Consider the following 9950-nt stretch of genomic DNA (forward strand, 5'->3'; position numbering starts at 1 on the left):
ATAGGTTTGCGGCGGTTGGAAAGTAGAAAAACCTATGCTTAGTTGAACGAGCATGGGTCGCCTTTAGGGTGTCCTTACGGAATCCCCTTCCTCAACCATTCGTGAGAATGTTAGGTGGGGGTAGTTCAATTAGCTATGACTTATACAGGTGATTATTCATTTAATTAATCACAAGAAAACTTCACCTCATATGTTGGGTGAAGTTTCATTGAATCGATTTCACTGTTGGATAATAGCTTGCCATGACCCTTCCAGTCAGTTGCTCTTTATGAATAAGACCAAAATTCCGGCTATCTAAGCTACGCGAACGGTGATCTCCTAGTAAAAAATAATGATCTTCTGGAATAACATGCCCTTCTTGAATCATTCTTAGGTCAAAATCAACCATCATGCTAAGCTCTTCCTTTGTTAAATACCCTTCCTTTACAGGCTGATTGTTGATATACAATGTGTGCTGATGGTATCGAATCGTTTCACCTGGTAGACCAATGACCCGTTTAACAAAGTAAGCACCATCACGTCGTTTGAAGACAACGACATCGAAACGTTTAACAGGTTTATATTCATATCCCCATGTATCAATCATAATAAAGTCTTGATCATGAAGCGTCGGTTCCATCGAGTGACCATCCACTACAAAAACAGTAAAAACAAATGATTTAAAAAACAATAAGAGAATGAGAAAAAACATCAGTACTTTCACTATATGAAAATCTTGACTTTTATATAGCTGATTCATTTCCACTCACCTCTCATTCATACTCATCTGGGTGAATTTCCCCCTTTTTAAATAAGAATTTTTCAATGTACTTACCTAAAATCCAAAATAACGAAATGCCTACCCCTACCAAAATTGTTTTCACTGGATTTTCTGCAAAAGAAGTTAAACTATCACCTACATAAGCAAGTGAAAAAATCATCACCATCTTTCCTAGGACTACCGCCAGAAAGAATTGAACAAAGCTCACGCGTGAAATTGCAGAGACCAGATTAATAATTGCTGAAGGCGAGAACGGGAAACACAGCATAATAAAGAGTGGACCAAACCCATGTCGCTCAACCCAATTTGTCACACGTTTGACTTGTCTATTCGTATAAATCCATTTTATAACCGTAACATGTCGGAAATGTCGGATGACCAAAAACACAGCGATAGAACCTGCAACCCCACCTATCCACGAATATATAAATCCTCGTAATAAGCCATAAGCTGCGGCATTAGCCATAACAAATACAAAAATAGGAAGAAAAGGGAACAACGCTTCTAAAAATGGTAACAGAATTCCCGGTAGTGGACCAAACCCTTCATAAATAAACAACAAACGTTCAAGTAATTCTTCGTATTCACTCGCTCTGAGGAGCTCTGTAACTTGATCCCATGTAATGGTATCTGGTAATGGCTGTGACAAAGTGAACTCCCCCCTTTTATTTTATTGGACGATATAGCGTGCCCTATGGTTACTTATTCCCGAATTTTGATAAGATATAACGCTTTTCTTTTGATTGACAACATGATAGAATAAGAACAAACGTTCTTATTATCAGGAGGTATAACTTATGCATTACTTACACGAAAATCAACTCCATATCTTTTCACACTACATTTTTTTATCCTTTACCATTAATACACTGGAACTTGAAAGGAAAAAAATAAGTCATACTTCTGACATTATATTATCTGAGACTTTTATTGTACTCATCGAGCATATGTTAGTACAAGCTAAAGATCAAAGACGTTTATTAAAAACAACGATGCAGAAAGAACAGCTAGTTATTCAACCACTAGGTTCAAATGATGTGTTCACATCCTTTTTATTTATATTGAATCATAAAGAAGAACGGCGTGACTTTTTCAATCCGGCTATAAGAAAGAAGGTTGAAGCTATGCTTATTAAATTAAAACATGACACCCAAACTACGTATAAGCATCTTTATCCAAAACCAACACTCCCGTCAAATCATATGTTTATTTCTCATATTTCTTAAAATGAGCACAAAGCTTAAATTAGCCCTGTGCTTATGATTTCTTCAATAATTTTTTAGCGAGAGGCGCAATGGTAAGGCTCTGAATAATTAATGACAACAATACAACCATAAAACCAATACCAACAATATTATTAATCACTGGTCCAGTATTAGATTGGACATGGAGCGTAAGAATTAGGAAAACAGACATCGAACCCTTAAGCCCTGACCATGTAATAAGTAGACTATAGTAAAAATTATGTGTATCTAACAACCTGGTCATCACACATACAACAATCAGTCGAACGATAATGGTTAAGATAAAGACAACACTAGAAAACAGCACCAAAGACCAATGTAAATATTCCGTTACTTCGATTCCTATGACTAAAAACAATACGGCCAGTAAAGATAATTCAACAATCTCCCAAAAACCATCAAGTTGACTACGAAAGTGGTCTTCTTTTTCAGTTTGACCAAAGGCATAAGAAATCATCATACCGCTTGAAACAACAGCCAAAACACCAGAAAAACCAAAATGTTCTGCGGCAATGAATGATCCATAAGTAAGCACAATACTGAGCATTAGCTGATAATGAGGATGATGTGAATAATGAATGATTTTAACTACTAACCATCCAAAAAGCACTCCAATTAGTGTACCACCAGCAAATACAATAATAAAATCCAAAAGAAACGTCACAAAGCTCACACTGCTAGGTTGTTGATAAAGCGCTAAGAGTGAGGAAAACACAACAATAGATGTGCCATCATTTAGCATCGACTCACCTTCAACTGTATGAGCTAAATCTTCATCCCCTGTTGCTTGTTTAATAATTGATACAACAGATACTGGATCTGTTGGTGTCAAGATTGATGCCAGTATTAATGCAGCGGTCAGTGGTAGAGAAAAAAATAGTAAACCAATCCCATAAATCGCCCCGCCTAAGAGTAATACCATCAATAATAGACCCACAGTGGCTAAACCGAGAATTAACTTTCTATTTTTAAGAAAACCGTCTATTGGAAATTGATAAGCGGAAATAAATAATAGCGGTGGTATAAATATATTGTAAATAATAGCTTCCGTTACTTCTATATTAGAAAAGTAAGTAACGAGCGATAAAGCCATACCTATGAGCACCAGAATAGCTGGTACAGGAAAATTATCTTGCTTTTTATCGATACTAAAAACAAGGTAGCCAATGAACAACAATGTAATAATGTGGCCAACAGTCATATTTTAGCCTCCTTTTTCCCTTAGTATTCCCCAATATAAAAATTAAAAAACAAAAAGCCTGTCATCTCGTTATCATAAGATGTTAGGCTTTTTTGATAAATATAAAATTGTCTTCGAACACAACAACCTGTAGTATTAATTACTCAATTTCATTCATACATATGGCGTATCTTTGTATGCTCCAAACACTTTAAGAATATTTTCTAATACCTGCTTTTGTTGACCTTTTTTTAATTGTTCAGATAGAATGTAACGATACTGAGCTGTTCTAAAAACCTGATTATTCATAACACCCTTAGATGTTGGAACATATAATTCAAAGCCATTTCGAAATAATAATTTAGAGCCGCCAAAATCGCCACTTAAAATTTTTCTTATGTGAGAGTGAGAAAACCAAGAACAAGATGAACTAGATGGAGATTCGTTAGGAAAGAAAAAAAGGCTGTGGATTGAACTAACGGCAATAGGTGCTTTACTGCTAAAATCGCATAATATTTTTGCGCCATCCATTCTTGATATCATCTTTTCACCATAGTTTTCACAAGCTTCATTTACAAGATGATGGGGAGAATCTTTGATGAGGAGAGTCGAGGGTTCTTTTTCATCATAAACAAGTGTGTGCCACTCACCGTCTACTTCTGTTGGTATTAGTGCCATAGTGGTATCTGATAGCTGATACGTTATTCTTTTTTCAAAATCCAATTCAAACACCCTTCCATTTGGAATTTAGTAAAAATTACTATTGATTAAAATTATACATTATACACATTGAAAAGCAACAAAATTCTGAAAAAATCATTGTGTTAGATCATATAAATGTAAGCGTTTTTTTGGTATAATAAATATAAAGGAAAAACAGAGGGTGGCGAATACTATGTGGAGTCTATTTAAAAAGAAAAAAGAGAAAACATACCCGATTAAAGATATATCACTACATGAGTTGAAACAAGCCATTAGACAGTATATGAATGAATTACCAGATGACGTACCACTTGGTATATTGATCAATGATGATTTAACTATTAATTATTATGAACTCGCTCCTTACTTAAATGCCATTCCGTTGAAAACATATTATATGTCTAAAGAAACCTATGATATCTTTGATGAAGATCAAAGACATTTAGCTGAGAATTTAGATTATACTCAACGGGCTGTTGATCAATACATTGACCTAACAGGTGAGATACCAGTTATTCACGGTGATCCCTATTTGAAAGTAAGCTATCATAAATTAATGAAACACGGATTAATTACTTATCGACCTCCACATGAATTTTATATTAATCCCAAAGATCATTTAATTAATTTTAAAAAAACAAGGTAGGTAGCCTCTTAAAGATTTGGCTACCTACCTATTTATTAGTAGATTAATTCTATTAAATCTTCTTTAGAAATTTTACCAAGATAATGAGGAACATCGATTTCTTCAAGTGCATTTTCAATCGCTTCTTTTTGGTAACGTGTGTCTATTAGTGCTTCTTCAATTACTGTCACGTCTCCAACACCAAAAAAATCGCCATAAATTTTACAACTCTTAATTTGCCCTTTAGAAACATCCATTCGAACATCAACGAGTCCCGCAGGGAACTTATGAGATTTACGAATGTCAAACTTAGGTGACTTACCAAAGTTCCAATCCCAATTCTGGTAACGAGCTTTAGATATTTCATGAATTTTTTTCCAATCATCATCTGTTAACTTATATTTAGGGACATCCTTGATGTCTTCAACATCAAACAGATGCTGTAGTAATTGCGTTTTAAACTCTTCCATCGACATATCATGATCAAGAAGTTCTGTAATATTCGCTACACGACTACGAATTGACTTAATTCCTTTAGATTTAATTTTCTCTTCACTCACATTAAGTGCTGCAACAACATTTTCAATCTCTGAGTTAAACATAAGTGTGCCATGACTAAACATGCGGCCTTTAGTTGTGAACTGAGCATTGCCTGAAATTTTACGGCCCTCTGCGACTAAATCATTTCGTCCACTTAACTCAGCTGGGACACCTAAATCATGCAGTGCTTCAACAACGGGCTTGGTGAACTTTTGGAAGTTATGAAAGCTCTCACCATCATCTTTCGTAATAAAACTAAAGTTTAAATTCCCTTCATCATGGTAGACAGCTCCACCACCAGATAAGCGACGCACAACTTTAATATTATTTTCATCGACGTACTTCGTATTGATTTCCTCAATCGAGTTTTGATTTCGACCAATAATAATGGATGGTTTATTAATATAAAAAAGCAAGTATGTATCTTTCTCTCCAAAGTTATTCAATACATACTCTTCAATTGCCAAGTTGATATAAGGATCGGTAATACCTTCATTATCTATAAATTTCACATTATTTCCTCCTCAATATTATTTTGCTTAACATCTATACTATAAGAAACGATTGTAAATATCAACCAAGATGAAAAGTTAACCCTGACTTAGCCAGCTGAATATTTCCCCGGAAATACTTTTCTGCTTCTGATACTAATCTACTTCTATCACCAAAGTGTGGGTGGTGGGATAAGACTAGCTGCTTGACTCCCGCCCTTTCAGCAATTGTTGCACACTCTTTACTGTTCATGTGACCAGCCTTTGTACCATCTTGGCCTTCGTAAAAATTACAGTCCGCTATTAATAAGTCTGCCTCATCACTAAACGAAATGAAACCTTCTTTATAGCTAGAGTCGGCTGTAAAGACAAAGTTGCTCTCGCCATCAGATACACGCATCGCAAAGCAAGTAACCGGATGATCTGTTTCGAAGAAACTAATCGCAAAAGGTCCTAGCTCAAGTGGAGTAATCGGGTCATAGGGATACCCTTTCGTAAAATTATGGGTGAGGCCTGCGAAGTGGTCTTGATCAAATGTATGACCATAGATTGGCAAGACTTTCTCTTGTTGTCTAATACCGTTTTGGACAAGCATGTGATACTGTAGAACCCCAATATCTGCGATATGATCAAAATGATAGTGCGTTAGGATAACAGCATCTAAATCATATGGATCAACATATTTTGGCAGCTGATTAAGTGCTCCACTGCCACAATCAAGTAATAATTTAAAACCATCTTTTTCAATCAGATAACTCGATGTCGCTTCATTTTCTTCCGGATAGGCTCCCCAAAACCCAACGACTGTTACTTTCATACATCATTCCCCTTTCATATAAAATGATATTTAATAGCTATTACTCAAACAACGACAACATCGCTGGATTTGATAGATTTCCTCCTTGATTAGTTAAAGGATTGATAGGTTCAACATAGTAACGGGTCATTTGTAAAATCGAAGGCCGTTTAATGGTATAAGATCCTTCACCCGTTGTTTTACCAATCAGTTTTTTACCATCTTCAGTAACCTCATAAACATGATAAATAATACGGTCATCTATAGATGTTGACCACGACAATTCTGCTCTCAGTAAATTAAATCCACCTAAACCAAAGGACGCATTCAAATCAGTGATTTCTGGTAACGTGATAGGCTCGGGTAAATCTTCTACCCCACTCGGACGGTCAAATTCACTTCTAATAAGTTGTATTTGATTAATATCTGTCAGTAAGGCTTTTGTTAGTTGCACGGCTTGAGAACTACCTTTTGTTAAATAGTGCGCATCATCGCTCTGGTCAAAACCTATCCAAGTAGACACTGTAAAGTCAGGTGTTAATCCAATAAACCAGGCATCTTTTGTTGCCCCCTCCACAGTAGCGTGCTGGGTTGAACCGGTTTTTCCTGCCAGAGCACCTGCATAATCATAGCTACTCGCCGTACCATCTGTCACTACTCTTTCAAGCATATTTAACGTATACCATGCCGACTGTTTTTCAAACACTTGTGTTTCTGTTGGTTCGATTGAAGAGATTGCTACACCGTTACGATCAGTAATGGAGATCACGGCCGAGCTATCACGATAAACCCCTTCATTTAGATACGTATTATATGCCGTTGCCATCTGAACCGGCGTATAACCACTTGATAACCCACCTAAGGCAATGGCTAGTCCGTCATCTTTAGTTGATAGGTTAAGTCGATTTAAATATTCTTTACCTGTCTCAATACCAATAGCGTTAAATAAAGAAACGGCTGTTGTATTTTTTGATTCAACCAAAGCTTCTACTAACGGAATGTCACCTTCATATTGATTATTGGCATTTCTCACTGTGTAACCATCAAAATCTTTTTGTTCATCATTTAGTAAAGAATAGGGGTGATAGCCTTTTTCCAAAGCAGGTGTGTAAACGGCGAGCGGTTTTATTGTTGAACCAGGTTGATGTGTGACAAGAGCTTGATGATGTGCCTGTCCAATCGTATAATCACGCCCGCCAATGACGGCTTTTAACCCCGCTGTTACTTTATCTACAATAACAACACTTGCCTCTACCTCATCGTTTGAAGCTTGGTAATACGCCGTGTTAGTCACATGTTCATAAGCTTGCTTTTGCATATCTAGATCCATATGAACAGTCACTCTGTAACCACCACGCTGTAACTCATCCCGGGTGATATTATATCTTGATTCAATTTCTTGAATAACCACCTCAAGATAATCATCAATATAAAGAGGCGCCGCTTCCGGTTGTGACGTCACACCTAAACCTTGCCCCTGCAGTTGTAACAATTCTTCTGTTTCTAAATACCCTGCGCGATGCATTTGGTTTAATACAACATTTCGCCTTGCTACGGCATTCTCTTCATTAATGTAAGGTGAATAAATGTTAGGCCCTTTAATCATCCCCGCAAGTAACGCACCTTCAGTAACGGTTAAGTCACTTACAGCTTTACTAAAGAAATATTGACTAGCTGTTTCAATTCCATACACGCCATGGGCAAAATACAGTTGGTTTAAATACAATTCTAAAATATCATTCTTCGTATAATTGCGCTCTAAATACATCGACGCCATCACTTCTTTTGTTTTACGCATCCATGATTGATCATTCGTTAAAAATAAATTCTTACTCAACTGTTGCGTGATGGTACTTGCCCCTTCGACTTTATCTAGGGCAATAATATCTTTATAAACCGCCCGTAAGACAGACCGAAAATCAACACCTGCATGTGAAAAAAAGCGTTCATCTTCTGTCGCAATGAATGCCGTTAACACGTGATCTGGTACATCTGATAACGACGTTAACAACCGATTTTCTGTATACAATCTCCCCGCATACTCACCATCTGTTGTCTCGACCATCGTCGTTGCCGGTAATACCATCTTTTTCTCATCAACAATTAATCCCCCACCATAGATGATGAAGAAAAAACCGATGCTGCTTAGTAAGATCACTGATGCGATACTAAGTGTCAAATATTTAAGCCAGCGGTGCTCCGATAAAACCTGCCAACTTTTTATAAAAGCACTTATTATATGATTTTTCACTTGAATTATGAATCGTTTAACTTCTTGACTGTTTCTCATAGTGTCGCTCCTTATTGCTTTCTTTGACGCTACAATCGATTATATTATACCCATGTCAAAGACGAAAGTAGAACGGCCTGTATATTAAGCTTGAATAATTCGAATAGAGCCTGATGTTAAACGGATATCCATTTTTAGTTTACGTGTTGCTTCACTATAACCATCCGTTTCATAAACCATTTCTTTATTAATGCCTTCTGTTTTTTGTTGGAACAACTGAATTTCTCCTGCCTTTACCTCAGCATAAAGGTTTACAGCTAATGTGTCCGGTAATATAATCACTATTTCTCCCGCCAAACCATTCAAGGTAAACGGTGTTTCACCTTCTTCAAGCATCGCATCAGAAAAGTCAAACGACTGTTGTCCGAATAAATTAGAACGATGGGTTGGCTTCACATGCCAAACGTCGATTTGATGATCTTCACCGATTGAATACTTCTCCTGATTTGCTCTTTGGTGTTTGGCCTTTCTTTTCCATTTCCTTTCTTTTACTTTAGCTGTTACACCAAGTAAAGATAACCCAATGAAGATAAGAATCAGTGGCCATAAATCAAACACATCATCAAATTCAAAGTCAATGATATTTTGTTGACCAAGTAAAACGAGCGTACCGTAAACCGCGAGAAAAACGCCGGTAAAGAGACCACTAAACCCTTGCAAACCTTTGATAAATAAATAGAGACCAACCAACAATAAAAATCCTGCTAGAAGATATGGAAACACGTCGTCAAGATTAACGGTGTACACATCAAGATTCTCTAACAACAACACGCTACCAATTGAACTACCCCCACCTAACATTCTCACGAATGTTTGAGGAAGGGGATTCCGTAAGGACACCCTAAAGGCGACCCATGCTCGTTCAACTAAGCATAGGTTTTTCTACTTTCCAACCGCCGCAAACCTATTTTCTCAACATCTGTTAAAGCATGTTGGGGAAATAGTGCGCTCCAGGAGCACAACTTGCTTGGGTCGAATCGTTCTGTCTGATAGAACGTATAGGTTCTGACAAAAGACAGGGTACGCGTCAAATACGCCCAGTGCGCCCAATGATGTAGACCTTGTTTCTGCTCTGGAACAAGTGAATACAATATCGGTGGGAGTTTTTCTTTAAAGCCCATTGCCCGACGGGCAATGACATAAGCGGCTGCCATGTGAATGGACACACCGAGTCGCTTCATATATTTCATCTTGCCAATTTGACTGGTATAAGCAGGGTTAACAACATAGACAGCCACCCCCATTTTTTCAGCTCTTGATTTAATCGCTAGGATCATTTTTTGATAAGCAAACTGACTCATTTGGCGATTGGCTTTCCTATT

11 protein-coding genes are annotated in these 9950 nt (G+C 37.0%); 2 read left to right on the forward strand and 9 right to left on the reverse strand.

The genetic code is table 11. The features are described 5' to 3' along the window. Positions 1 to 205: 205 nt before the first annotated feature. Together lepB and BM098_RS12540 are read right to left on the reverse strand one after the other, a co-directional pair. Positions 206 to 739: a signal peptidase I gene (gene lepB / locus BM098_RS12535; RefSeq protein WP_089833886.1), complete on the reverse strand. Its 534-nt coding sequence runs from the start codon at positions 737 to 739 to the stop codon at positions 206 to 208. 13 nt (positions 740 to 752) lie between these two features. Continuing rightward, positions 753 to 1409: a TVP38/TMEM64 family protein gene (locus BM098_RS12540; RefSeq protein WP_089833889.1), complete on the reverse strand. Its 657-nt coding sequence runs from the start codon at positions 1407 to 1409 to the stop codon at positions 753 to 755. 148 nt (positions 1410 to 1557) lie between these two features. Here BM098_RS12540 and BM098_RS12545 point away from each other — a divergent pair, with 148 nt between their 5' ends. Next, complete coding sequence (locus BM098_RS12545; RefSeq protein WP_089833891.1) at positions 1558 to 1986, forward strand: YhjD family protein; 429 nt, start codon at positions 1558 to 1560, stop codon at positions 1984 to 1986. Between the two features lie 31 nt (positions 1987 to 2017). Here the strand turns inward: BM098_RS12545 and BM098_RS12550 are convergent, their stop codons facing one another. Together BM098_RS12550 and BM098_RS12555 are read right to left on the reverse strand one after the other, a co-directional pair. After that, positions 2018 to 3205, reverse strand: coding sequence for a cation:proton antiporter (locus tag BM098_RS12550; RefSeq protein WP_089833894.1), 1188 nt, complete (start codon positions 3203 to 3205; stop codon positions 2018 to 2020). A gap of 153 nt (positions 3206 to 3358) precedes the next feature. Further along, complete coding sequence (locus tag BM098_RS12555; protein ID WP_089833896.1) at positions 3359 to 3907, reverse strand: competence protein ComK; 549 nt, start codon at positions 3905 to 3907, stop codon at positions 3359 to 3361. Between the two features lie 172 nt (positions 3908 to 4079). Between BM098_RS12555 and BM098_RS12560 the strand changes: the two genes are divergently transcribed. After that, on the forward strand, positions 4080 to 4532 hold the full coding sequence (locus tag BM098_RS12560; protein ID WP_089833897.1) for a DUF3939 domain-containing protein: 453 nt from the start codon (positions 4080 to 4082) through the stop codon (positions 4530 to 4532). Between the two features lie 35 nt (positions 4533 to 4567). Here the strand turns inward: BM098_RS12560 and BM098_RS12565 are convergent, their stop codons facing one another. The 5 genes from BM098_RS12565 to BM098_RS12585 form a co-directional block, all read right to left on the reverse strand. Next, positions 4568 to 5563: a lipoate--protein ligase gene (locus tag BM098_RS12565; RefSeq protein WP_089833898.1), complete on the reverse strand. Its 996-nt coding sequence runs from the start codon at positions 5561 to 5563 to the stop codon at positions 4568 to 4570. Between the two features lie 61 nt (positions 5564 to 5624). Beyond that, positions 5625 to 6359 (reverse strand): MBL fold metallo-hydrolase, encoded by a 735-nt coding sequence (locus BM098_RS12570; RefSeq protein WP_089833900.1) that lies wholly within the window; start codon positions 6357 to 6359, stop codon positions 5625 to 5627. A 40-nt stretch (positions 6360 to 6399) separates the two neighbouring features. Continuing rightward, positions 6400 to 8628 (reverse strand): transglycosylase domain-containing protein, encoded by a 2229-nt coding sequence (locus BM098_RS12575; protein WP_089833902.1) that lies wholly within the window; start codon positions 8626 to 8628, stop codon positions 6400 to 6402. A gap of 84 nt (positions 8629 to 8712) precedes the next feature. After that, positions 8713 to 9429 (reverse strand): cell wall-active antibiotics response protein LiaF, encoded by a 717-nt coding sequence (liaF, locus tag BM098_RS12580; RefSeq protein ID WP_143423420.1) that lies wholly within the window; start codon positions 9427 to 9429, stop codon positions 8713 to 8715. Between the two features lie 65 nt (positions 9430 to 9494). Next, a partial coding sequence (locus tag BM098_RS12585) for an IS200/IS605 family accessory protein TnpB-related protein (protein WP_234987501.1) occupies positions 9495 to 9950 on the reverse strand: 456 nt, incomplete at its 5' end.

The organism is Halolactibacillus halophilus (assembly GCF_900115605.1).
Lineage (GTDB): Bacteria > Bacillota > Bacilli > Bacillales > Amphibacillaceae > Halolactibacillus > Halolactibacillus halophilus.